Source organism: Acinetobacter johnsonii ANC 3681 (assembly GCF_000368805.1).
Classification (GTDB): Bacteria; Pseudomonadota; Gammaproteobacteria; order Pseudomonadales; family Moraxellaceae; genus Acinetobacter; species Acinetobacter johnsonii.
The window spans coordinates 1,816,939-1,841,083 of the sequence record NZ_KB849705.1 but is presented as its reverse complement, the minus strand read 5'-3'; the positions used below and the strand labels follow the sequence as shown (position 1 = coordinate 1,841,083).

Annotated in this window: 19 protein-coding genes; 11 read left to right on the top strand and 8 right to left on the bottom strand. The window is 43.2% G+C overall.

What is annotated here, in order from left to right; translation table 11 throughout:
* Nucleotides 1-80: 80 nt before the first annotated feature.
* Nucleotides 81-2,762: a TonB-dependent receptor gene (locus F946_RS12965; RefSeq protein ID WP_004982978.1), complete on the bottom strand. Its 2,682-nt coding sequence runs from the start codon at nucleotides 2,760-2,762 to the stop codon at nucleotides 81-83.
* Between the two features lie 753 nt (nucleotides 2,763-3,515).
* On the opposite strand from F946_RS12965, the gene F946_RS12960 reads away from it, so the two are divergent.
* From F946_RS12960 to F946_RS12935, 6 genes are read left to right on the top strand one after another with little or no spacing between them, the layout of a single operon-like run.
* Nucleotides 3,516-5,306 (top strand): ABC transporter substrate-binding protein, encoded by a 1,791-nt coding sequence (locus F946_RS12960; protein WP_171065425.1) that lies wholly within the window; start codon nucleotides 3,516-3,518, stop codon nucleotides 5,304-5,306.
* 17 nt (nucleotides 5,307-5,323) lie between these two features.
* Nucleotides 5,324-7,132 (top strand): ABC transporter substrate-binding protein, encoded by a 1,809-nt coding sequence (locus F946_RS12955; protein WP_004982972.1) that lies wholly within the window; start codon nucleotides 5,324-5,326, stop codon nucleotides 7,130-7,132.
* A 24-nt stretch (nucleotides 7,133-7,156) separates the two neighbouring features.
* Nucleotides 7,157-9,172: a M3 family metallopeptidase gene (locus F946_RS12950; RefSeq protein WP_004982969.1), complete on the top strand. Its 2,016-nt coding sequence runs from the start codon at nucleotides 7,157-7,159 to the stop codon at nucleotides 9,170-9,172.
* A gap of 11 nt (nucleotides 9,173-9,183) precedes the next feature.
* Nucleotides 9,184-10,122: an ABC transporter permease gene (locus F946_RS12945; RefSeq protein WP_004982966.1), complete on the top strand. Its 939-nt coding sequence runs from the start codon at nucleotides 9,184-9,186 to the stop codon at nucleotides 10,120-10,122.
* A gap of 7 nt (nucleotides 10,123-10,129) precedes the next feature.
* Nucleotides 10,130-11,275 (top strand): ABC transporter permease, encoded by a 1,146-nt coding sequence (locus F946_RS12940; RefSeq protein WP_004982964.1) that lies wholly within the window; start codon nucleotides 10,130-10,132, stop codon nucleotides 11,273-11,275.
* A 10-nt stretch (nucleotides 11,276-11,285) separates the two neighbouring features.
* Nucleotides 11,286-13,016, top strand: a complete 1,731-nt coding sequence (locus F946_RS12935; RefSeq protein WP_004982963.1) for an ABC transporter ATP-binding protein — start codon at nucleotides 11,286-11,288, stop codon at nucleotides 13,014-13,016.
* Nucleotides 13,017-13,180: 164 nt separating this feature from the next.
* Here F946_RS12935 and rluB read toward each other — a convergent pair whose 3' ends face one another.
* The 7 genes from rluB to F946_RS12900 form a co-directional block, all read right to left on the bottom strand.
* Nucleotides 13,181-14,287 carry a 23S rRNA pseudouridine(2605) synthase RluB gene (gene rluB / locus F946_RS12930; protein WP_004982962.1) on the bottom strand — a complete coding sequence of 369 codons (1,107 nt, stop codon included), beginning with the start codon at nucleotides 14,285-14,287 and terminating at the stop codon, nucleotides 13,181-13,183.
* A 41-nt stretch (nucleotides 14,288-14,328) separates the two neighbouring features.
* Nucleotides 14,329-14,916, bottom strand: coding sequence for an SMC-Scp complex subunit ScpB (gene scpB / locus F946_RS12925; RefSeq protein ID WP_004982960.1), 588 nt, complete (start codon nucleotides 14,914-14,916; stop codon nucleotides 14,329-14,331).
* Entirely contained in the window at nucleotides 14,916-15,710 is a 795-nt protein-coding gene (locus F946_RS12920) for a segregation and condensation protein A (protein ID WP_004982959.1), read from the bottom strand. The genes scpB and F946_RS12920 overlap by 1 nt, the downstream gene beginning before the upstream one ends.
* A 509-nt stretch (nucleotides 15,711-16,219) precedes the next feature.
* Nucleotides 16,220-18,631, bottom strand: coding sequence for a sulfatase-like hydrolase/transferase (locus F946_RS12915; protein WP_004982957.1), 2,412 nt, complete (start codon nucleotides 18,629-18,631; stop codon nucleotides 16,220-16,222).
* A gap of 662 nt (nucleotides 18,632-19,293) precedes the next feature.
* Nucleotides 19,294-19,560, bottom strand: a complete 267-nt coding sequence (locus F946_RS12910) for a hypothetical protein (protein WP_004982949.1) — start codon at nucleotides 19,558-19,560, stop codon at nucleotides 19,294-19,296.
* 54 nt (nucleotides 19,561-19,614) lie between these two features.
* The gene (locus tag F946_RS12905; RefSeq protein ID WP_004695345.1) at nucleotides 19,615-20,232 is read right to left on the bottom strand and encodes an L-threonylcarbamoyladenylate synthase; all 618 of its coding nucleotides are present in this window, start codon (nucleotides 20,230-20,232) and stop codon (nucleotides 19,615-19,617) included.
* Nucleotides 20,233-20,317: 85 nt separating this feature from the next.
* Nucleotides 20,318-20,980, bottom strand: a complete 663-nt coding sequence (locus F946_RS12900; protein ID WP_004982947.1) for an elongation factor P hydroxylase — start codon at nucleotides 20,978-20,980, stop codon at nucleotides 20,318-20,320.
* A gap of 97 nt (nucleotides 20,981-21,077) precedes the next feature.
* Between F946_RS12900 and F946_RS12895 the strand changes: the two genes are divergently transcribed.
* From F946_RS12895 to acpP, 5 genes are all read left to right on the top strand, one after another.
* Nucleotides 21,078-21,635, top strand: coding sequence for a YceD family protein (locus F946_RS12895; RefSeq protein WP_004982945.1), 558 nt, complete (start codon nucleotides 21,078-21,080; stop codon nucleotides 21,633-21,635).
* Nucleotides 21,636-21,711: 76 nt separating this feature from the next.
* The gene (gene rpmF / locus F946_RS12890) at nucleotides 21,712-21,894 is read left to right on the top strand and encodes a 50S ribosomal protein L32 (RefSeq protein WP_004695348.1); all 183 of its coding nucleotides are present in this window, start codon (nucleotides 21,712-21,714) and stop codon (nucleotides 21,892-21,894) included.
* Between the two features lie 176 nt (nucleotides 21,895-22,070).
* Nucleotides 22,071-23,057: an ACP S-malonyltransferase gene (gene fabD / locus F946_RS12885; RefSeq protein ID WP_004982942.1), complete on the top strand. Its 987-nt coding sequence runs from the start codon at nucleotides 22,071-22,073 to the stop codon at nucleotides 23,055-23,057.
* On the top strand, nucleotides 23,054-23,788 hold the full coding sequence (fabG, locus tag F946_RS12880) for a 3-oxoacyl-ACP reductase FabG (RefSeq protein WP_004695350.1): 735 nt from the start codon (nucleotides 23,054-23,056) through the stop codon (nucleotides 23,786-23,788). The genes fabD and fabG overlap by 4 nt, the downstream gene beginning before the upstream one ends.
* 86 nt (nucleotides 23,789-23,874) lie before the next feature.
* Nucleotides 23,875-24,111, top strand: a complete 237-nt coding sequence (gene acpP, locus F946_RS12875) for an acyl carrier protein (RefSeq protein WP_004695351.1) — start codon at nucleotides 23,875-23,877, stop codon at nucleotides 24,109-24,111.
* Nucleotides 24,112-24,145 lie beyond the last annotated feature (34 nt).

The following is a 24,145-nucleotide window of genomic DNA, read 5'->3' as shown; positions in this document are numbered from 1 at the left end:
ATCCATATATATCTGGTTAAAGTTGAGCATGTATAAACATCACCACAGATTGAATATTTCAATCTGTGGCTCAGATCCGCTTAGAACGTATATGTACCTCTTACATAGAAAGTACGTCCTGTTGGGTCGCTGTAACGTGGGTCATAGCCGTATTGGAAGTTATCTAGAACATTCGATGCAGCAGGTTCTTCATCAAATAGGTTTTTGATACCACCCGTTAGGGTTAAGTTTTTGAAACCTTTATAGGTGCCTGCAATGTTGTAGAGGGTATAGTCTGGAACTTTGTGGTTATCAAAGCCTTCTTCACCTGTTGCATTTTGGTCGTGATAACCTCGGAAAAATTGCTGTTCAAAGACCAATTTCCAGTCTTCATAGCTCCAGTTGATGTTTGCGGTATGTTTCCAGCGCAGTACAGCAGGATCATCATAAACGCCCACTAAGCCCTCCCAGTCTCCATTTTTTTCTTCTTGGTAGTCATTTTTGATGACATAGGTTCCATTAATTCCAAAGCCAAACCGACCGGTTGATGTCATAGGAGTGAGGTAGTCTAAGCTAATGTCGATCCCTTCAGTTTTGATGCCGCCTGTATTCATTAAAGTGGTATTGATGTATTGGATACGGCCATCTGCATCTCGCACAAAGCGATCTGCATATTTGGTTGGATCTTCGAAAATGGAGGTTTCACCCGTTAAGCCAATAAGATTTTCGATTTCGATATTGTAGTAATCGACTGCTAAGACCAGGTTCTTAAGGGGCTCAAAAACAAAGCCTGCTGTAAATGTTGTTGATTCTTCGGGCTGAAGCTCAGAGTTACCACCTTGCATACGCTTAAACTGAGTATTACATTCTGTTTGATATTGCGGTGAAGTTGCTACGCCACCTGGACAGAGCACAGGGTCATCGTATTTTGCCCCCGTGTAAGTTTGGCTTTGCGGCGCATTAATTTCATATAAGCTTGGTGCACGGAAACCTGTACTGTAGGTACTTCGGAACATTAGTTGTTTTAAAGGTTCCCAGCGTAAACCCACTTTCGGGTTGAAGGTGTCGCCAAAGTCACTGTAGTCATCATAACGGGCTGCAAATTGCGCTTCTAAAGTGGAGGTAATCGGAATTTGTAGCTCTGAGAAAACGGCTGTAATGTCACGGTCACCCTTACTGATAGGTTTGTCAGGGTCAATGCCACTACCTGGGACAAGTCGAACAAGGTCTGAGTTTACCTTTGCCTCCCAGTCTTGCGTGGTAAAGCTACCGCCGAAGGCAAAACCCACGTCACCCGCAGGAAGGGTGAAAATTGGACGGCTGATCGTAAAGTCAAAGGTGGTGGAGTCTAGGGTCGCATCATTGGTCGTACCGCTGACTTCTAATGAATTCCAAACACTTGAATCCGCTGAAGGACCAAAGGGGTTAATGGTGCCGTTATCTAGCCCTTCTTGTAGTTGACTACGATTTAAATAGCCACTAACGAAACTGTCCTTTGCTTTACCTTTTGCATAGGTTACGCCGCTGTCGATGTTCCAGCCATATGCTTCACCTTCAATCCCTGCAAAAATACGATGTGATTCATTGGTTGTCTTAGAAACACGGTTACCCGCTTGTGAGCGAAGATAGAGTTGTAAAGGATCACCACTTAAACCGGGGACATCAGGAGTAATACCTTCCCCTGGATAATATTGGCTTCCTTTAGGAAGTGTCACAGATCGGCTATAGACATCGGGTGCGATTGAGGTAGTGACTTCATTTTTTGCATATACATATTCAGCAATCGCGTTGAATTGGTCACTGAGTTTGAACGTTGCACGCCCTAGGGCCGATAAGTCTTCTGTTTCTGGTTGAATACCAATCAAGGCTTGAGTGTTTAAAAAACACAGACCATCTTCCGCAACGACATTAGGAGTGTTGTTACAGTTGGCATTACCGTAAGGATTGGCTAATACACCACTGGTTGGGTCATAGAAGTTAGCAGGAAAACCATTCGCAGAGCCAGCATCGATCCCTAATTCAGGTAAAAGCCCACCACGACGGCTAACTTTACGGTCTTTGGCCATAATTTCTTTAGACTTTTGGTAGCTGATAGCACCATATACGTTAAAACCTTGTTCGTCTAAGTCGCCATAGCCGCCAAAGATAGAGACATCGTATTCTTCCCCCCCTTTTTCTTCGGGTTTGAGTACACCACTGCTGATACCGAAACCTTCATATTGTTTTTTGGTGATGAAGTTAATCACCCCAGCAATGGCATCTGCACCATATACCGCGGATGCACCATCTCGAAGGACTTCAATGCGTTCAACCATTGCTAGAGGAATCGTATTGAGGTTGGTTTCAGAGGTACTAAAAGGGCTATAAGCCAAGCGGCGGCCGTTTAATAATACTAAGGTTTTGTCTGGACCTAGGCCACGTAAGTTAGCTGTTGAACCAGAGGTATTACTTGCCCCCACGTTTTGCGCGGTTGTGTAACCCGCTTGGTTGGCACTGATTTTGGTTAAGGCTTCTTCGGCAGTTGTGACGCCTTGTTGCGCAAGCTCTTCGACTTTAATGACGGTAATGGGTGAAGAACTTTGAGCTGCAACTCCTTTGATAGAGGAGCCTGTGACAGTCACTTTAGCAACTTTTTTAGTTGGTTCTGCTGAGACTGAGCTTTCGGTTTCTTCTGCATGAGCTAAAGACAAACACATCATACTTAAAGTCAGGGTACTTAGTTTAAGTAGTGATTTGCTGATGGTTGGGGTCCCCATAGATCGAACAAGTTTGTTTTTTTGCATCGTAAATTCAACCCTTCTTTTTCTATATTTAGCGGTATTGCTGTGCTGAGGGAGTGCAAGGCAAATGCCAACTTTCAGGGATAGACAAAAGACTGTGAATTAAGTTATTGGAAAATATTGTTTTATTTTATTATTTGTATGGATTTATGTAACTTGTTTTCATTTTTCTAGAATTTAAAAAATTAAAATGGCAAAAAATTACTTATAAATCGATTAAAAAATAATCATAAAATGATTATTCATATAATAAGTGATCAAAAATGAGTCGTGATTTTTTGAATTTTTAATACAAAATCTTATTTGTAATTATACTGAAATATTCATATTTATCTTTAATAAATAAATACTTGTAATGTTTTATTTGGTTTTTTGTATTTCTTGAGATGTTCGAATTTGAATCATTGGTGTATTAAATCTGTGCAATAGTTTATTTAAATTGAATATTTAAAAATGGCTACTAATTGGCAAAATGTTCCGATGTGAGTTGAGCCTCTCATTTATAACTAATTAATATCCATATATTTTTCTTACAAAATGTTAAATTAGAATGATAAAAAAATAGGCGTGGCATGATATTCGCTTTGTTGCTGAGGTGAATATTTGCCCATGACCGTTTTTTAAATTTTGATAATTAAAATTTAATTTATAAAACATGGGTTTATGTTTTAAGTTTTTGTCAGTGTTGTCTGAAAAATAAAACACTGACATTGAACATGGATGGCATGAGATCACCTTGCTTAAAAAAAGATGTGTATAGGTATGAACTTGAATTCAAAAAAACTGAAGCTTGCTGCTTTATCCCTTGCGATGGGTTTTGGCTTTTCTGCCTATGCAAAGTCGCCTGCAGATCCAAACAAAGTATTAAATATCGCTTATGAAGCGCCTGATGATGGTTTTGATACGGTTAAAACCTATAATTTTTATAGTGGTAGTATTGCCCAAGCCATTTTTGAACCACTTTTAAAATACGATTATTTGGCGCGCCCCGCTCAATTGGTTCCAAACACAGCAGTGTCGATGCCAAAAATAGAACAAGAGGGCAAGGTCTATATCTTTAAAATTCAGCCCAAGATTTATTTTAGCGATGACGCGGCCTTCAAAGGCAAGCCGCGGGAGTTGGTGGCGCAGGATTATATTTATTCCATGATGCGGATTATGGATCCGAAAAATCGCTCACCGACCTATTCATTTATTGAAGGCAAAATTGTCGGTGGCGATGCTGCTGTTGCTCAAGCCAAGAAAACAGGACAGTTTAATTACGATGCCGCGATTCCGGGTTTAAAAGCCCTCGATAAATACACATTACAAATCACATTGACCCGTCCTGACTATAATTTCCCATATATCTTGGCTTATGCCACATTTAGTGGAACAGCGCGGGAAGTGGTGGAGTTTTATGGGGACCGAATCGCGCAGCATCCGGTGGGGACAGGGCCTTATCAACTGAGTAAATATGTACCGCGGAGTCGTATTGAACTGGTGGCCAACCCGAAATATCGTGGTTTTACTTGGAATTTTAAATCTACAGGTTCGAGTTGGGACAACCGTCTGGTCAAGGAGATGCAAGGCAAAAAAATGCCGCAAATCGGCAAAGTCAGCGTCAGTATTATTGAAGAAGAACAGTCTCGCTGGCTCGCGTTTAAATCGGGACAACTCGACTTTGACAAACTGACTTCCAATGCGGTACCACAGGCTTTAAATGGCAAACAACTCAAACCTGAATTGGTCAAGCAAGGCATTCAGCATTTTCCCAATAAAGACGCTGAAATCACCTATACCATGTTTAATATGCAAGACCCTACGGTAGGTGGCTTTGGGCTTGAAAAAGTTGCATTAAGACGTGCGATTAGTCTGGCCTACAACCAAGCAGAAGCCATTAAACAACTGTATAAAGGGCAGGCGGTGAAGTCGGAGATGTTGGTGCCTGAGGGGGTACAAGGCTTTAATCCGAATTATCGGAGTAGTGTGGCCTATAACCCGCTCTTGGCGAATAAATTACTGGATCGTTTTGGTTATAAAAAGGGGGTAGATGGTTACCGTCGGCTACCGAATGGTCAGCCTCTAACGCTTAAGTTTATGACTGAAAACAGTTCCAGTTCCGTGATTCAATCTGAACTTTGGAAGAAAAATTTAGATGCGATTGGTCTGCGTGCCGACTTTGTGGTGAGTAACTTTGCTGACAATTTAAAAGCAGCGATGCAATGTAAATATATGATTTGGGGTGGGGCTTGGATTGCCGATTATCCTGAAGGGGAAAACTTTGCCCAGCTGCTGTATGGGCCCAATTCGGCGCAGGGCAATCTCAGTTGCTACCAGTCCAAAGCCTATGATGCACTTTATACACAAGCGATGGCCTTACCACCGCCTCAGCGTTTGCCATTTTATGAAAAACTCAGTCGTCAAATTGAGGCCGATAATCCATGGATTATTCATAACAGTCGCATTCGAAATTGGTTGTTACATCCACAGATTCAGGGTTTTAAAGCACATCCGATGATGAACACCAATTGGCAATATTTGGATATTCAGCCCATAAAAAAATAATTGAGATGTAGAACATAATGAGAGATCTAAATCAGAAATTGAAACGATGGGGTTTGGGAATTTTGGCAGGCAGTATTCTGCTGAGTAGTTCAGTTTCCAGTTTTGCGCAAAGTCCTGCCGACCCGAAAAAAGTTTTACGTTATGTTTTTCCTGTGGCTGAAACAGGCTTTGACCCTGCGGGCGTGCATGATTTGTACTCGGCGCATGTCAACGGTTCGATTTTTGAAACGTTGTTTACCTATGATTATTTGGCCTCACCTGCGAAATTGGTACCACGAACAGCTGCGGCTTTACCCGAGGTGAGTGCGGATGGATTGACCTATACCATTCGTCTGCAAAAGGGGATTTATTTTGCTGCTGACCCAGTGTTTAAAGGTAAAAAGCGTGAGCTGACTTCGGCCGATTATGTATATACCTTTAAGCGTTTACTGGATCCGAGCTTGCATTCACCCAACAGTTGGCTGCTCGATGGGCGAATCTTAGGGATGGAGGCTTTGCTGAAACAGGCGCAGAAAACGGGAAAATTCAATTACGACCAATCTGTCGCGGGCTTGCAAACACCAGACCGTTATACCTTGGTTATTCGCCTGACTAGCCCAGATCAGAACTTTCCAATGTTGCTTGCGCATCAGCCTGCAGGTGCAGTTGCACGGGAAGTCATCGAAAAATATCGTGACAAAGCGGGTTTTGTGATGGGGCATCCAACAGGAACGGGGCCGTATATGCTCAGTCGTTGGACGCCGGGTTCGCGGATTATTTTAAAGGCCAATCCTGATTTCCGAAGTTTTGTTTGGAACTTTAAGGCCAGTACGCCTGAGGATCAAAAGATCGTCAAAGCCATGCAAGGCAAAAAAATGCCGCAAATTGGCGAGATTGATATTCAGGTAATGGAAGAGGGGCAATCACGCTGGTTGTCCTTTATTAAAGATGAAGTGGATTTGTTTGCCTTAGATGGTGAGCTGACGGTTCAAGCCTTGCAAGATGGAAAGTTAAAACCTGAATTGGTTAAGAAAGGTGTACAGCTGTCACGGATCACCGATCCTTCGATTGACTATCATTATTGGAACATGCAAAACCCAATAGTCGGCGGCTTAAGTAAAGATAAAATTGCCTTACGCCGTGCTATGGCGATGGCTTTTTCAGCCGATAATTACATCAATATTTTACAAAAAGGCGATTCGCAAAAACTGCAAGCACCGATTCCAAGTGGTGTGGTGGGCTATGATCCCAATTATCGAAGCAGTATTCCTTACTCAGTCAAAGCGGCAAATTTATTGTTAGATCGTTATCACTATAAAGTAGCTGCGGATGGTTGGCGTACTCAGCCGAATGGCAAACCTTTGGTGATTGAGATGACGCTTTCGGGCAATAATTTACGCAGTCAACAACAGGCTGAGTTTTGGAAGAAAACCTTAGACAGTATCAAAATTAAAATGACCACCAAGTCGATGCCTTTTGCTGAGGCTTTGAAATTAGAAAAACAATGTAAAACCATGTTTAAAGCATCAGCATGGATTGCAGACTACCCAGATGCAGATAACTTTATGCAGCTGTTTTATGGCAAAAACATCAAGATTACCAACAATGGCTGCGTCAAAATTCCTGAATATGACCGCCTATATGAACAAGCCCAAAAGATGACACCAAGCCCAGAGCGCGATGCAATCTACGCCAAAATGTCACGTCTGCTGGAAGTGTATATGCCTGTACAGGTGATTGGCGCGCGTTACCGCAATATCTTGGCACAACCGCGTGTGATTGGTTTTAAAAAGCATCCCATACTGCCCGCAGAGTGGATGTATATCGATATTGATTTGAAAAAATAGAAATTAAACAAAACTGGAGTCATGATGAAAAAGCAACATTTTAAATTCACTGCATTGTGCATGTTGGGCCTAGGGATGAGTCAGATGGCTTTGGCGGAAACAGCACCGCGCCAAACATTACCCAGCTTTCAAGCCAAAGACATCCCTGCAATGTGTAATGCCAAAATTGCGGATGTGAAAAAGCAACTTAAAACGTTTGAAAATAAGCCCCTTAAAAATGAAACGGCAGCAGCGCCTGTATTGGCTGAATGGGATCGTATTTTTGCATCATTTGAAGATTTTTACGGCCCGATTGGTCTGTATAGCAATGTTGACCCTGATGAAGCACTGCGTAAAGCGGCTGAAAACTGTGAAATTAAAATTAGCCAATTCCAAACCGATGTGTATCAGAATCCAAAGCTATATCAACAAATTAAGAAAATAAAAATTGCTGATCCAATTGAAGCCAAGTTCCGTGAAGATATTTTGGAAGGTTTTGAAAAAACCGGGATACAGCTTTCAGCAGATAAACAAGCACGTTTAAAAGCGATTTTTGATGAACTGGCAAAAATTGAACAAGAGTATGCGCGTAATGTCCGTGATAATCCTGAAAAACTTGAATTTAGCCCTGATGAGCTAAAAGGCTTGCCACAAAGTTATATCGACGGTTTAAAGAAAAATGACAAAGGCAATTATTTACTCGGTTTTGAGTATCCCGATTATCGGCCGTTTATGGAGTTGGCAGATAACGATGATGCACGTAAGCGTTATCAAATGGCATTTACTCGGCGTGGTGGCGAGAAAAATCTGGCGCTGTTGAAGCAAGCCATGGACTTACGTTATGAGTTAGCACAACTGTTTGGCAAGTCCAGTTATGCGGAGTGGGTACTACAAAGTCGGATGGCGAAAACCCCTGAAACCGTGAATAAATTCTTGGCAGAGGTACATGCTACCGTGGCGCCCCTAGAGAAAAAGGAAGTTCAAACTCTACGTGAGTTTAAAGCGCAAAGTTTAAATATCCCTGTTGAGCAAGCCAGTATTGAGCGCTGGAGCGAAGCATATTGGAGTGAAAAGTTACGCAAAGCCAAGTATCAGGTCGATCAAGAACAGTTACGTCAGTATTTTCCAACGCAAGCCTCTCAAGACTGGCTATTTGCCATTTCTGAAAACCTGTATGGCATTAAGTTTAAGCCTGCAAAAGTCGAGGTTTGGCAAGATGAAGTGGAATATTACGATGTGACAGATGCCAAAACAGGGCAACTGCTCGGCGGCTTATATATGGATAAATTTCCACGTAAAGGTAAATATGGACATGCTGCTGTGTGGGGTGTTTATGGCGGCAGTAGCCTAACTGGACGCAAACCGATTTCAGCACTGGTCACTAACTTTAACCGCAATGGTTTAAATAGTGATGAGTTAGAAACTTTTGTACATGAGTTTGGTCATGCGCTGCATGGCATTTTATCCAACACACGTTTTTCATCTCAGTCAGGAACTTCGGTTGAGCGAGACTTTGTTGAAGCACCGTCACAAATGTATGAGGAATGGGCACGACGTAAAGAGACTTTGTCAAAGGTAGCGGACTACTGCAAACCTGACTGCCCACGCGTGGATGATGCGTTGATTACGAAACTCAATGCCGTACATAGCTATGGGCGCGGTTTGCATTATGCTCGTCAGACGTTGTATGCACAGTATGACATGGCGCTACATGGTAGTGATGCGCTAGACGTTCAGCCCTTAAAGGTTTGGGAAAAAATGGAAGGGGCAACGGCCTTGGGTTATGTTCCAACCACCGAGTTCCCGGGGCAGTTTGGTCACATCATGGGTGGTTATCAAGTCGGTTATTACGGCTATATGTGGTCAGAAGTGATGGCGTTGGACATGCTTTCAGCCTTTGGTGATAACTTAAATAACCCTGAAGTGGGACAGCACTATCGTCAAACCATTTTGTCCCAAGGCGGTCAAAAACCTGCCAAAGCATTGGTCAAAGACTTTTTGGGTCGTGAACCTGATAACAAAGCCTTTTTCGATGAAATTACCGGTCAACGGGTGAAATAAGGGGCATTTTTATGCTGGCATATATTATTCGCCGAATTTGGCAAATGATCCCGACCATGCTTGGGGTGGTGTTGCTGATTTTCTTCTTGTTTAACTGGGTCGGTGGTGACCCTGCCTATATTTTGGCAGGGAAAATGTCGAATCCTGAACAGATTGAAAATATCCGACAGCAGCTTGGGGTCGATCAGCCCTATTATGTGCAATTGTGGATTTTCATTAAGCAGATTTTGACATTTGATTATGGGCTGAGTTGGAGTACAGGGGAGTCAGTATCGCAAATCATCATGACACGACTCGGGCCTTCACTCACTTTGCTTATTCCACTGACGATCTTACAAACCATTATTTCTATTGTGTTGGCTTTGGCGGTGGCAGCCGTGCGCGGCAGTTTAACGGATCGTATGGTGATGATGCTGTGTACGATTGGCATGTCGATCAGTATCTTGGTGTATATCATTGTTTTTCAGTATGTCTTTGCCTATCAGTTGAGCTGGTTTCCGGTACAAGGCTGGAGCGATAGCTTTAGCGAGAACCTGTTTAAATATGCTTTATTGCCTATTCTGATCATGTTGGTGGTCAGTATTGCCCCGACTTTACGGTTGTATCGTAGTTTTGTTTTGGATGAAGTCAATCAAGACTATGTTCGTACTGCACGTGCCAAAGGGATTGGCGAACGGCGCATTTTAGGTGTGCATGTGCTACGCAATGCCTCAATTCCGATTATTACAGACGTGATGGCAAGTTTACCTGCTTTGCTGATTGGTGCATTTTTGATTGAGCGCTTCTTTGGTATTCCGGGCATTGGTCGTGAAGTGATTATTGCAGTAGAGCGCAGTGATTTTCCTGTGATTAAAGCCATTACCGTGTACGTTGCCCTCGCAACGATGTTTTTCAACTTGATTGCCGATTTGATTTATAAATGGGTCGATCCACGTGTACAGTTGAAGTAGGTGAATTATGCTCAGTGTTCTCACTAAAAGAAAACCAGATACTGCTGAACCTACAACAGCGTCTACAGGACTATGGCAACTCGCCATGCGCCGTTTAAAACGCGATCGAATCGCGATGTTTTCTCTCCTCATCGTGTTGTTTTATTTGGTGCTGTTAGTCCTGTCATCGACTGGCTTAATTGCCAAAGATTGGAATAAAGAAGTCGCGGTGAGTTATGCACCACCTACGTTTATCGGCGCAGCTGTAGTGCCACTCCCGCAAAGTGAAACACAAAAAGTCGAAGCGGCTGTGCCTGAAAATCCTGTTGATCCTTTAAAAGATGTGATTCGTGAGCTCAATGCAGAAATTGCTGCTGAACAGGGTGTGGGTGGGGCAATTGATTACTATGGAGTTGTTGATCCTTTAGCCGAAGATATGAAAGCGATTGATCAAGCGCTGGGTGGTCATTTACTAGATCAGCAAGCGGAACTCAAGCAAAGCCTGATTTTAGGTGCCGACAAATGGGGACAAAGTGTTTTACTGAAAACCATTAAAGGCGCAGAAACATCAATTATTGTTGGCTTAGTCGCAGCTTTTCTTGCTGTGGTGATTGGCACGGTTTTAGGTGCCATTTCGGGCTACTTTGGCGGATGGGTCGATGATGTCTTGAACTGGTTTTATAACATTTTCACTTCGATTCCTTATTTGCTCTTGGTTTTAGCGATTGCCGCAGTACTGCAACAAAAAGGTGTTTTATCCATTGTTTTGATTTTGGGTTTAACGGGGTGGACGGGAGTATATCGATTAATTCGTGCCGAATATATGAAGCATACTTCGCGGGAATATGTGCTGGCGGCAAAAGCAATTGGGGTGAGTCATAGCCGACGTATCTTTGTGCATATATTTCCGAATATCAGTCATATTGCACTGGTTCAAATGTCAATTTTAGTGGTGGCCTTTATTAAGTCAGAAGTGATTTTGAGCTTCTTAGGTTTTGGTGTCCCTGTTGGTGTGGTCTCATGGGGCAGTATGTTGAATGAGGCGCAAAGTGAATTGATTTTAGGCAAGTGGTGGCAGTTAGCGGCCGCTTCGGTAGCAATGGCGGTTCTGGTCACTGCATTTTCAATGTTTACCGATGCACTGCGAGATGCATTAGACCCGAAACTGAAATAGGAGCATGAGAATGTCTGAACTTAATCATACGACAGCGCCAGCCTTACTTCAGGTGGAAAACTTGCGTGTCAGCTTTAAAAATGAAGAAAAGCAGTACATTGAAACGGTCAAAGGCATCAGTTTTAGTATTCCAGTGAATACCACTGTGGCCTTGGTTGGGGAGTCAGGCAGTGGAAAGTCGGTCACATCGCTAGCGACTATGGGGCTATTACCTACAGAAAGCAGTCAAATTTCTTCGGACAGTAAAATTCTGTTTGAGGGACAAAACCTACTCGATTTACCACGCCGTGAAATGCGGAAAAAGTGCGGTAAAGATATTGCCATGATTTTTCAAGAGCCGATGTCATCACTGAATCCTGTGTTTACGGTAGGTTCACAAATTGCAGAAATTTTGCAGTTACACTTGGGCATGAGTCGTAAGCAGGCGCGTGCACGTGCTTTGGAACTCTTGATAGAAGTTGGGATTCCATCTCCTGAAACCAAGATTGATGCTTATCCGGGGCAGTTGTCGGGTGGGCAGCAGCAGCGCGTCATGATTGCTATGGCAATTGCGTGTAAACCCAAACTATTGATTGCTGATGAACCGACGACAGCGCTGGATGTCACCATTCAAAAGCAAATTTTAGATTTGTTGGAGTCTCTGCGGAAGAAGCATCAAATGTCGATGCTGTTTATTACCCATGATTTGGCTTTGGTCGGGGAAATTGCCGATCAGGTAATCGTGATGCGGCATGGTCAAATTCGTGAACAAGGCTGGGTTAAAGATGTACTTGAACGTCCTCAAGATGTCTATACCAAAGCGTTGTTGCACTGCCGTCCGCAACTATCTAAACGTCCCATGCGTTTGCCGATGATCAGTGACTTTATGCAACAAAAGGGCGATGACTATATTGAAACGCATAGCGTCGATGTCGAGTCACTTCAACAAAGATCTCGCGGCTTAACTGGCCAAGAAGCGGTTATTTTAGATGTGCGTGACCTTAAAAAGTCATTTTATAGTCGTAAAGGACTATTCGGAAAAGAGGAATTTCAAGCGGTCAAAGGCGTGAGTTTTCAACTGGCAAAAGGCAAGACTTTGGGCTTGGTGGGTGAGTCTGGTTCGGGGAAAACTACCATCGGATTATTGCTGATGCGTTTACAGGAGGCGACAGGAGGAAAAGCGCTGTTTGAAGGTCAAGATATTTTAGCCATGTCAGAAAAAGAGTTTGCTCGGTATCAACGCAAGATTCAAATCATTTTCCAAAATCCCTATGCATCACTCAATCCTCGTTTTACTGTCGGGCAGATTTTAATGGAGCCGATGCAAGTGCATGGGATCGGAGCGAATGATGCTGAACGCAAACAGATGGCTTTGGACTTGTTAGAACGCGTGAGCTTACCTGCACAGGCTTTTTATCGTTATCCACATGAGTTTTCAGGCGGACAGCGTCAACGTATTGCGATTGCGCGCTGCCTAACCTTAAAACCTGAAATTTTGATTTGTGATGAGTCTGTTTCAGCGTTGGATGTTTCGGTACAAGCCCAAGTACTGAATTTGCTGCAAGATTTACAGGATGAATTTGGACTGAGTTATATCTTTATTTCACATGATTTATCAGTGGTGAAATATATTTCAGATCAAATCATGGTCATGAATCATGGTGATTTGGTGGAAATAGCCAATTCGGATGATTTGTACCAGTCACCACAGCATGAATATACCAAGCGTTTGCTCAGTGCCATTCCGCAAAGTGTGGCATGAATGGGTGGCTGTTGTTGTAATAATAAAAACGCTCAATAGATTGGGCGTTTTTATGAAGAGCTTACAGCTTCTTTCTGATCTAGAACAGAAAGAAGGCTTATTGTGCAGCGTAAATACATATAAAAAGAGCCACTCGAAAGTGGCTCAAATTTTGACTTTAAAAATTAAAACTTCTTAAAGCCTTTATTTCCAAAAGGTTTACGTGGCGCATTTTCATCACGTGCGTCGCGTTGACCATAGGTGCCTTTGTTGCCAAAGTTCTCTGGACGGCTGTCACGTTGTGCGTAGCCTGAGTTTTGGCGTGGTTCACGTTGGCCATAACCTGTTTGTGCATTGTCCTGACGACGCTGGCTATGTCCATTTGGATTTTCACGGCGTTCACGGTTGAAAGCTGGCTTCGCTTGTTGTTGGCCTTCATCTTCATTGTCACGGCGCTGTTGACGTAAGAAACCACCACGACGCGCAGCCATTGGTTTTTCTTGCATACGTTCAGTACGACGTTTTGCCATGCCGTACAAACCTGTGCCTTGACGTGGTTTTAACTCAACGGCTTTGGTTAAGTTGTCGATGTCGTTTTTGTCCAACTCCATCCAACGACCCGTACGTAATTCACGCGGTAAAATAACCGTGCCATAACGTGTACGGAGTAGACGGCTGACTTTTAAACCTTGCGATTCAAAAATACGACGTACTTCGCGGTTACGACCTTCTTTTACTACCACTTGGAACCAACGGTTAATCCCTTCACCACCAATTTCAGAGAATGATTCGAACTTAGCTGGGCCATCATCTAACACCACACCTTTGAGCATGTTGTTTTTAATTTGCGGGGTCACTTCACCCATAACACGCACGGCATATTCACGTTCGATTTCATTCGATGGGTGCATCAGGCGATTTGCCAACTCACCATCGTTTGTAAATAGTAGTAAACCTGTTGAGTTAATATCCAGACGACCGACCATTACCCAACGATCATTCGCGATTGCAGGCAATTGCTCAAATACAGTTGGACGTGACTCAGGATCACTACGTGAACAAATTTCGCCTTCTGGTTTATAGTAAATCAGAACACGACGACGAATTTCATCTTCAATTTGGAACGATACTTTACGACCATCGATGCGAAGCTCATCACCTGGTTCAATACGTTCACCTACTTGGGCAACTTGGCCGTTGACACTCACACGACCAGCGGCAATGACTTCTTCCATATAACGGCGAGAACCCAAACCAACTCGTGCGAGTACCTTTTGCAACTTTTCACTCATGACAGCATAACCTTAGAAATTATCATCAACAGTTCACCTATTTACGACTTCGGTGCATTCGCATCGAGCGCCATAAAAGCTTCCTTGGCATCCTGCAGGGGAGGCAACTGACCTAAAGAATTTAGGCCAAATGCATTTAAAAATTGGGGCGTCGTAACTAACAACGCAGGTCTTCCTGGGAGTTCACGAAAACCAGATTCTTTAATCCAGTTCCAATCAAATAACGTGCGTAACAGTTGACTGTTATTTGAGACTCCTCGAATTTGTTCTATATCTGCTCGTGTGACGGGTTGATGATAGGCAACCACGGCCAACATTTCGAGTAGCGATGGCGAGAGGCGAGTTGGTCGCTCTGGCCACGTTTGTGCAATAATTTGACGGTATTTTGCTCGAACCTGAAAACGAAAACCTTGAGCAGTTTCAATCAGTTCGATCGAACGACCATGCTGTAGCATGGCAAGTTGTTGTAAAAACTGACGTAAATCTTGTTTGCTATATTGATTTTGGAACGATTCTTTCAATCGCGCAAGTGAAACAGGCGCATCACTGGCAAAAATAATTGCTTCTAACTGCATCAGCACTTCATGCAAGTTATCTTCATTCGTTAAAGGAGCGGTTTGTTCTAACATTATTTTTTGACTCCTTGTATCGAAAGTGGTGCTTCAACACCTGAACTCACAATTTGAATACGTTGCTGACGTGTTAACTCTAAAATGGCCATAAACGTCACGACCATGCCCATACGACCTTGGATGGGACGCAGCAAAGATTCAAAAACTAAAACTTCACCTGAAGCGACTTTGCTTTCAATAAAAGCCATGCGTTCTTCAAGTAAAACAGGTTCTTGTGCAATTTGATGGGTGATCGGCTCAGGTCGGTTAAACACGCAGAACAGTGCATCACGCAGCTGTTGCACATCATGACCGTCATTATTGTTTAGAGTTTGGCCTAAGCTGACATTGGTTGAGAAGGTGTCTCGCTCTAATATAGGCATTTGCCCTAAGCGTTCAGCCGCTTGTTTAATACGGAGATAAGTTTCTAAACGGTCAATCAGCTCTTGTTTTGGATCTTTTTCAACTTGGATTGCATTGGGTGCTTTTGGCAACAGCAAACGTGACTTTAAGTCAGCTAAGAGTGCGGCCATCACCATATAGTCTGCTGTCAGCTCAATGTTAAGCGACTTCATGGCATCCATATAAGACAGGTATTGCGCTGCAATCGGAGCAATATCTAACTGTAATAAGTCGAAGCCGTTTTTTTGAATCAGGTAAATCAGAAAGTCGAGTGGTCCTTCAAAATGCTCTAAAAGAATTTCAAATGCAGCTGGAGGAATATATAAATCCTCGGGGATGGAGTCATGCCACTCATCCATAACACGGATTTGTGGAAGATCTTCCATGGCATTATGGACGGATTGATTCATTACAGTTATTGGCCACGCGAATTTTCAAAGGCATGATTATGTTTTTTCGAATCAGTACTTAAGGAGAAAAAGTAGAGGCGATTTAAAAAATACATAATTTTAATAGGGCTTAGTGTAAAACAAATTGCGGCGTGAATACATGATTTCACCGACCAAATAACAAAAAAAGCTGTAAATAAATAGAGAGTATTTATTTTTGTGATGCTTTTTATCTACTGATGTCGTGGCTAAATCTGCAGAAATGGGTTGGGTTTAAGAGAACATGACGTACTTAGGGCCTAGTCCTGTGGTTTGAAAAATAATCGATTTATTGTAAGTAGCTAGATGGGGCTGCATAGTGCGGCATTATGAATCTCAAAAGCAGTCTACAAAATAGGCATTGGATGAATACCTTAAAGAAAAGCGCTGAAATACGAAGAAAGTATTTCAGCGCGGCTCCAACTTCAGAGACTTTGAAGTCTCAAATTTTGGGGTATTGATCAATCTCAGATCGTCGTGTTTAAAAATATTTAGTCTTTTAAATCGATTGTGACGGTATCGATTTGACCTGTGAATGCATACGGCGCTTTTTCATTGTAGCGAGGTGAAACGGTTGAGCCTAAGTCCATCCCGATGTCGAAGGTTTCAGTTGCTGAGAAGCGGTAAGGAACCACTTTTTCAACCTGACCTTGGGCAACCGTCTCGCCATTGACGCTGATGGTCACGGGTCCGCCAATACCATGTCGACCTTCACGCGGAGTTTGTTGATAGTCTACGACGATGCTGTGTTTCCCTGGTGCTAATGCTTTGGTGGAAGCAATCCGATAATACGATTGGGCAAAGAAGTTGTATTTGTACACAGGTATGCCATTTTCCAAATACAAAGAGAAGCCACCACCTGAACCACCTTCAGCCACAATTACACCATTGGCACCGTTTTTAGGAATGACAATGTCAGCCTTAATACTATGCGAGCGCTGATACATGGGTGGTGCACTGCCTTCAGGCAGACGCGTGGTTCCTGCTGAATAGGTGAATTGCTTTCGGCCACGAACTGAAGAAGGCCGTTCTGGATTAAAGGCACGTTCCACAAAACGGTCATCTAACGGATAAACGCCATATTTGCCTGCTTCTTGGTCGAATAGCTTCTGCATTTCTGCTAAGCGTTGAGGCTCTTTGGCTGCTAGGTCATGCGCTTGGGAAAAGTCCTGTTTGATATTGTATAGTTCCCACGGACTATCTTTAAAGCCTAAAGAGCCACTGAGCTTCCACGGTACGCCATGGAAGGATGAGGCAACCCAACCGTCTTGATAGATGGCTCTATGTCCACCCGTTTCAAAGTATTGGGTATGACGCTGATCTTTGGCTTTTGCATCATTGAAACTGTATGCCATGCTAATGCCAGACATTGGCGTTTGTTTTACACCATCTACTAAGTTGGGCTGCGGAATATTGGCTGCTTCTAAAATGGTTGGGGTGATGTCGGAAACATGATGGAATTGGTTATGGATCGCATGCGTGGCTCTAATTTTTGCAGGCCAAGAAACGATCATGCCATTGCGTGTTCCCCTGAAGTGAGAAGGGACGCGTTTCATCCATTGAAATGGAGACGAGCCAGCCCATGCCCAACCGACAGGATATTGGTTTTCGTGTTTAGGTCCGCCAATTTCATCAATATGTTTTAATTGATTTTCAACGGTATCTGGAAAACCATTTTGAGTCATTAGGTTATTGATAGTACCCGTTAACGTCCCTTCAGCACTGGCACCATTATCCCCCGCAATAAAAATAATGAGGGTATTGTCTGCATCAGGAAGTTTCTTGATGGCTTTAATCAAACGTCCCATTTCATGATCTGTTTGTGCGAGGAAACCTGCAAAGACTTCTTGATGTTTTGCAAACAAGCGCTTCTCATCTGCACTCAGAGCAGCCCAAGCTTGAATACTGTCTGGGCGAGGTGTCAAGTCGGTATTTTTAGGAACAATGCCCAATTTCTTCTGACGGGCCAAGGTTTCTTCACGGACTTTGTCCCAACCTTGGTTGAACTGGCCTTGAAACTTATCAATCCATTCTTGATTGACATGCAGTGGTGCATGGACGGCACCGGGTGCCATATAGACAAAATACGGCTTATCTGGAGAGACTGAGCCTTGACGATTGATCCAACCAATTGCATCATCAACCAAGTCAACATTCAGGTTATAGCCTTGCTCTGGTCGTTTAGTGGGTTCAACGGGTGTCACCCCGCGGATCAGCTGTGGTTCCCATTGGCTCGATTCACCACCAAAAAAGCCATAAAAATATTCGAAACCGAGACCTGTTGGCCAGCGTTCAAAAGGTCCAACTGGGGATGTTTCCCAGTCAGGGGTGTTGTGCCATTTACCAAATGCCGCAGTGGCATAACCATTGTCTTTAAGGATTCTGGCCACACTGGCACTTTCCTTGGGCCATATCGTGTTATATCCCGGATAACCTGTTGAAAGTTCGGTAATGGTTCCCGCTCCAACTTGATGTGGGTTTTGTCCCGTTAAAAGCGCTGCACGTGTTGGAGAGCTAATCCCTGTGGTATGAAAACGATTGAAAATCACCCCATCGTCTGCAAGCTCATCCATTTCAGGCGTCGGTACAGGCCCCCCAAAGGTGCCAGCTTGTCCAAAGCCCAAGTCATCTAACAAAATCACCACCACATTGGGTGCGTCTTTAGATGCTTTTACAGGTTGAGGGAAATCTTGTTTAGAGCCTTCAAAGGTTTCTTTAATCACCCCTTTAAATGTGGGTGTGGGTTGGGGTAAGACCAAGCCTGTCTGATTGAGGGCTTGAGGTGCTGTACTTTGGGTTTCAGGTGTGGCTAAAGCGACATGTGATGCTGTAATAGCTGCGACCAAGGTGAGGATGCGTGTCAGTGGTTTCGGTATTGAGTTTAATGGTCTATTCTTGTTCATATACAATCCCTTATTAAAAGTTTCCTTGTTGTGGTGTTGAAAAACCGTATTTAGTTTTGAAAAAAATGCGCGAAAATGCGAAGTAGAAAGAAAAGACTTACAGAAGAAAAAGGCTTAGATGTTTGGGTATTCCGATTGATTTAGAGCTCCAGACATGAGGCTTTCACAACTTTTCCTTATTTCATACAGCCTGTTGTAGGCTCGATTTAAATGAAGCTGAGATAGTTGTTTGGGGTAAATTGAATGTAATGGATTGGCTTAGATGCACTGGAGTAGTTGAAACTGCAAACAGGCCTAATCTTGTTATATTCCCTTGGTTCGGCATTTTTTGTCCTTATTGATTTGATTATGATGTGGCTGTTTTTCATGCCCATGACGATCCATCGTCAATGTACGGCGAAATATGTTTGATGTTCTGGCCGTACAGTAGCAAACTGCTTCGGAAGATGAACCACTCAAAAGAATGGACTAGGCTGTTTTTTCCGCACTTTAAAATGAAGATGGCTCTTTGCAGTAACATCGGTTGTGAGCGATAAAGCCGCACAGGTGAAGTGCTTTAATTTTTATTGATGTGTACTGATTTGAAAGCCTAGGGATGTAAAGTGCGTCCAACATATGAATAAATGCGTCAGTTGACGCCAAGGAAAAGATTCATCCACAATTTACTCAGGTGCTTGTAGCGCAAATTCAATGATGCGCTGACAGTTGTCTTGTAGGCAGAGATTTTTGGGTTCAAGATATTTAAAGTATTGTTGGATGGTCGCGATCGGCAGAAAATAGCTGTACAGATTCTTTTCCCGCATAATGCAGTTGATTGAACTCGGGCTTTGCACCAAAGTCTCAGACTCAAGCGTCCAGGGACGCTGCACATATAAACTATGTTGCTCGGGAAATTGATTCAGATTGAGCAAAACCGTAAACAGGGTCATGTTGATCTCTTGAGAATGTGAGATTCAGTTTCCCTAGCGAATAAATGCAGCGCATCACTCAAATGCGCTGACATCGCCAAGCCCACGGCGAATCACTTCAGGGTGATCACCTGATAAATCAACAATACTGGTGGTGCTTAATGTGCCCAGCCCGCTGTCGATAAACACATCAATTCGTTTTGAAAGTTGCATTTCAATGTCATAGGGATCATCCAGCGGTTCTTCCTGATTCGGCAGGATTAAAGTACTGGTTAGTAGCGGCTCGCCTAACTCTTTGAGTAACATTTGGCACACTGGGTTACTTGGAATGCGTAAACCAATGGTTTTCTTCTTTGGATGCATCAAGCGTTTTGGAACTTCACTGGTTGCAGGCAAAATGAACGTGGTCACGGCTGGCGTATTGTTTTTCAGTAAACGATACATGGCATTGTCCACTTTGGCATAAGTGGCAATATCGGACAGATCTGCACAAATGATGGCATATTGATGTTTGGCCCCAAGGCCGCGAATTTGAGCAATCCGCTCCATGGCATTTTTATTCCCAATCTGGCAGCCAATGGCATAAGCGGCATCGGTCGGGTACACCACCACATCGCCTGCGCGAATCCGTTCTACTGCTTGGCTGATTGAGCGTGCTTGAGGGTTATCAGGATGGACTCTTAAATGAAGCATCGTTTTTATCTCCTGATGGTTTTTTCAACATTATCGCGCTTTATCTCGGTGATGTTCAATGACCAAAATGTGAATCGTGTGAAATTTATTCGAGCATTTCTCTTTGAAATTCATCGCTCTGTAATGTTTTGCCAGCACGAGTACATAGGCAAATACAGTCAATGAAGTGTTTAGCATCGCGCGGTAATTGGGCTTGGCCTGAAAAATAAGCCTGAACTTGAGCGAAAACATGGTCTTTGAAGCGGTTGCCGTCACCACCTTCACCAGTCAGATTGTCCAAGGAAACACGGAACTTTCGACCAAAAGCTGTAGCAAATAACCATTCAATGGCTTGCGGTTTAATTTCAACCTGTTCAAATAAAGCTTGTTGTTCCGCTGTTCGACCATCGGGTGCATACCAGTAGCCTAAGTCGGGGAGTAGGCGACGTTGTTCACCCGCAATGCTCCAATGGCTGATTTCATGTAAGGCACTATTAAAAAAACCATGGGCAAATTGGATACGCGCAGGGGTGCTTTCTGTAGCGGGAAAATATTCAGGTTCAAAGTCACCTTTAACCAAGTTGACATTCAGGTGGGAAAACCAACGATTAAAGTGTAAGATGAGCCAATCAACTTGTTCTGCTTCTGTACACAAATTCTTCCACGTCGAGAGTTGCGCTTGGCGGTTTGAAATGTCAGAATCGACAGTTGAAATTGTGCTCACAAGTGATGAAATACTCACTTCTGTTTGCGGCTGCAACAGATGCATGACTTAAGTTACCCAAATGGTCTGTCTAAATAAGTACAAAATTGTATCTTAATCTTTGACAGAGTACTGATGAATTTGTAGAATTGCCGCCTTAATTATGTCAGCAAATACCTTTCCGGCACAGATTGAGCCGTTTAAATGGGCCGAACAAGGCTTTACATGGTCAGGAACACTGCCATTGTCTCGCTTTGCTCGTATAGCCCGTGAAGCTGTTGGATCAATTGATGATCAATTGATTAACATAGACTGTAAGCTATCAATGGATGCGTATCATCGTATTGTATGGCTAGATGGTCACGTTGAAACGAACGTTCCAATGGAATGCCAGCGCTGTTTAGGCACGGTAAACATTGAACTCGTTTCAGATTTTCATCTAGCTCTAGTGGATGATGAGTCACTGATAGAGCGCTTGGATGAGGATGCTGATTTCATCGTCTTAGGTGAAAGTGAAGCAACGACGAAAGGTAGCTATGATGCGCCTGCGACGGCTGATTTACTGTCTCTGATAGAAGATGAATTGTTATTGTTGATGCCTTTGTCTGCTAAGCATGACGCTTGTGAACATAAGCACCAACCTGCCGTTGAAGAACTTGTTGAAGAAAAGCGGGATAATCCGTTTGATGTTTTGGCAAGTTTGAAGGGTAAACTTAACTAATTTTTGTGTTATACTCTTCCGTATAAGACAACTGAATTTGTTCTGATCCATATTTTTCGATTTGTAAGGAGCCATCATGGCCGTTCAGCAAAACCGTAAAAGTCGCTCTCGCCGTGACATGCGCCGTTCACATGACGCTTTAACCGAGAATGCATTAACTGTAGACCAAGCTACTGGCGAGATTCACCGTCGTCACCATGTATCTAAAGATGGTATCTACCGTGGTCGTCAATTATTCGCTAAAGCATCTGCTGAATAATTGTCGAAGCATTAAGCTTAAAGCTTAGTCGAAAAAAGGGGAGCGTAAAGCTCCCTTTTTTTGTTGTCGAATTTTTATCGCTGCTGTTTTTGTTGTATTTGGCAATTACATCGACCTAAATTAAGTGTTAAATTTTCGCTCCATAAACGAGAGCAAAGACAAGAAAGGACTTTTTTATGTCTGCGAAACAACTTGATCAAGTCGCTCAGGCAACAAAAACAGCGTTTGTATTTCCCGGTCAGGGTTCACAAAAGGTTGGCATGTTGGCTGAATTGGCAGAACAATTTGCCAGTGTTGAAGCAACATTTGCAGAAGCCTCTAAAGCGGTTGGATTCGATTTGTGGCACATTGCACAATCTGGTGAAGGTTTAGACCAAACTGAATTTACCCAACCGGTAATGTTAACTGCCAGCATTGCTTTGTGGCGTGTATGGTTAGAACTTGGTGGTGTTGCACCAAAGTATTTGGCGGGACACTCACTTGGTGAATACAGTGCGTTGGTTGCAGCAGGAAGCCTAAGCTTAGGCGATGCAGTCAAGCTGGTAAACTTGCGTGGCAAGTTAATGCAAAGTGCTGTACCTCAAGGTAAGGGTGCAATGGCGGCCATCTTAGGTTTAGATGATGCGCAAGTTGTTGCTTTATGCCAACAAGTTTCGAGTCAAGCTGAAGGTTCAGTTGAAGCGGCTAACTACAATGCTCAGGGTCAAGTGGTAATTGCTGGTGAAAAAGCAGCAGTTGAAGCAGTCATGGCTTTAGCCAAAGAAAACAGTGGCAAAGCGATTGCATTACCAGTTTCTGTTCCATCGCATTGTTCATTGATGAAGCCTGCTGCAGAACAGTTCGCAGAAGCTTTGGAACAAACTGCCATTGAGCTGCCTAGCATACCTATAATACAAAATGTGGGCGCGGAAATTGCTACAGATGTAGCACAAGTCCGCCAAGCACTTACAGCTCAGTTATATGAGTCTGTACAGTGGACCAAAACAATGCAGTTTATTCAGGATCAAGGGATCCAATATGTTGCAGAGTGTGGTCCAGGCAATGTTTTGGCAAACTTGGCAAAACGTCTACCTAATATTGAAAAAGCATTTCCACTCGATAGTAAATCACGCTTGGAAGATGCACTAAATGCCATTTTAGTGGCTGAAGGAAAAATTGCATGACACAGGAACGCAAAATTGCACTCGTGACAGGTGCAAGTCGAGGGATTGGTGCTGCCATCGCTCAGCAACTTATTCAAGACGGTTATTTTGTTGTGGGTACTGCGACATCTGAGTCAGGTGCAGAAAAACTGGCTGCAAGCTTCGGTGAACACGGTGCAGGTAAAGTGCTCGATGTTCGTGATGGTGCTGCCATTGATGCGCTTGTAACTGACATTGAACAAAACTATGGCCCTGTGTTGGTTTTGGTGAACAATGCTGGGATTACCAAAGATAATTTGTTACTTCGTATGTCAGAAGATGACTGGGATGATATTTTAAATATCCATTTAAAAGCAGTTTACCGTTTGTCGAAACGCGTTTTAAAAGGTATGACCAAAGCACGTTTTGGACGAATTATTAATATTAGTTCTGTGGTTGCGCATTTTGCCAACCCAGGTCAGGCCAACTATTCAGCAGCGAAAGCTGGTATTGAAGCATTTAGCCGTAGCCTTGCAAAAGAAATGGGCAGCCGTCAAATCACTGTAAACTCAGTGGCGCCTGGTTTTATTGCAACAGAAATGACTGAGCAATTAAGCGAAGATATCCGTAAAAAAATGAGCGATCAAGTGGCTTTGAACCGTTTAGGTGATCCACAAGATATTGCAAATGCGGTGAGCTTCTTGGCATCAGACAAAGCAAATTACATTACTGGTACGGTAATGCATGTAAATGGTGGTCTATACATGAGCTAATTGGCTGATGGATAAACTTTCAAAATTTTAAAGATTCAATTAAACTAACGGCATTAAAAACGCCACAAGCAATGAGGAGAATTCCTGTGAGCGATATCGAACAACGCATCAAGCAAGCAGTTGCAGAACAACTTGGTCTTAAGGCTGAAGAAATCAAAAACGAAGCATCTTTCATGGATGACTTAGGTGCTGACTCTTTAGACCTTGTTGAGCTTGTTATGTCTTTCGAAAACGACTTTGACATCACAATCCCAGATGAAGATTCTAACGAAATCACAACTGTACAATCTGCGATTGACTACGTTTCTAAGAAACTAGGTTAATACATATTGTTTCAGCTTTGCTGAATGAAAAGGC

Coding starts and splice junctions, on each gene's coding strand:
- F946_RS12935 (WP_004982963.1), top strand. CDS start 11,286: ATGTCTGAACTTAATCATACGACAGCGCCAGCCTTACTTCAGGTGGAA.
- F946_RS12915 (WP_004982957.1), bottom strand. CDS start 18,631: ATGAACAAGAATAGACCATTAAACTCAATACCGAAACCACTGACACGC.
- fabD (WP_004982942.1), top strand. CDS start 22,071: ATGTCTGCGAAACAACTTGATCAAGTCGCTCAGGCAACAAAAACAGCG.
- F946_RS12945 (WP_004982966.1), top strand. CDS start 9,184: ATGCTGGCATATATTATTCGCCGAATTTGGCAAATGATCCCGACCATG.
- F946_RS12895 (WP_004982945.1), top strand. CDS start 21,078: ATGTCAGCAAATACCTTTCCGGCACAGATTGAGCCGTTTAAATGGGCC.
- F946_RS12900 (WP_004982947.1), bottom strand. CDS start 20,980: ATGCATCTGTTGCAGCCGCAAACAGAAGTGAGTATTTCATCACTTGTG.
- rpmF (WP_004695348.1), top strand. CDS start 21,712: ATGGCCGTTCAGCAAAACCGTAAAAGTCGCTCTCGCCGTGACATGCGC.
- F946_RS12950 (WP_004982969.1), top strand. CDS start 7,157: ATGAAAAAGCAACATTTTAAATTCACTGCATTGTGCATGTTGGGCCTA.
- F946_RS12940 (WP_004982964.1), top strand. CDS start 10,130: ATGCTCAGTGTTCTCACTAAAAGAAAACCAGATACTGCTGAACCTACA.
- F946_RS12920 (WP_004982959.1), bottom strand. CDS start 15,710: ATGAATCAATCCGTCCATAATGCCATGGAAGATCTTCCACAAATCCGT.
- scpB (WP_004982960.1), bottom strand. CDS start 14,916: ATGTTAGAACAAACCGCTCCTTTAACGAATGAAGATAACTTGCATGAA.
- fabG (WP_004695350.1), top strand. CDS start 23,054: ATGACACAGGAACGCAAAATTGCACTCGTGACAGGTGCAAGTCGAGGG.
- rluB (WP_004982962.1), bottom strand. CDS start 14,287: ATGAGTGAAAAGTTGCAAAAGGTACTCGCACGAGTTGGTTTGGGTTCT.
- F946_RS12955 (WP_004982972.1), top strand. CDS start 5,324: ATGAGAGATCTAAATCAGAAATTGAAACGATGGGGTTTGGGAATTTTG.
- F946_RS12905 (WP_004695345.1), bottom strand. CDS start 20,232: ATGCTTCATTTAAGAGTCCATCCTGATAACCCTCAAGCACGCTCAATC.
- F946_RS12910 (WP_004982949.1), bottom strand. CDS start 19,560: ATGACCCTGTTTACGGTTTTGCTCAATCTGAATCAATTTCCCGAGCAA.
- F946_RS12965 (WP_004982978.1), bottom strand. CDS start 2,762: ATGCAAAAAAACAAACTTGTTCGATCTATGGGGACCCCAACCATCAGC.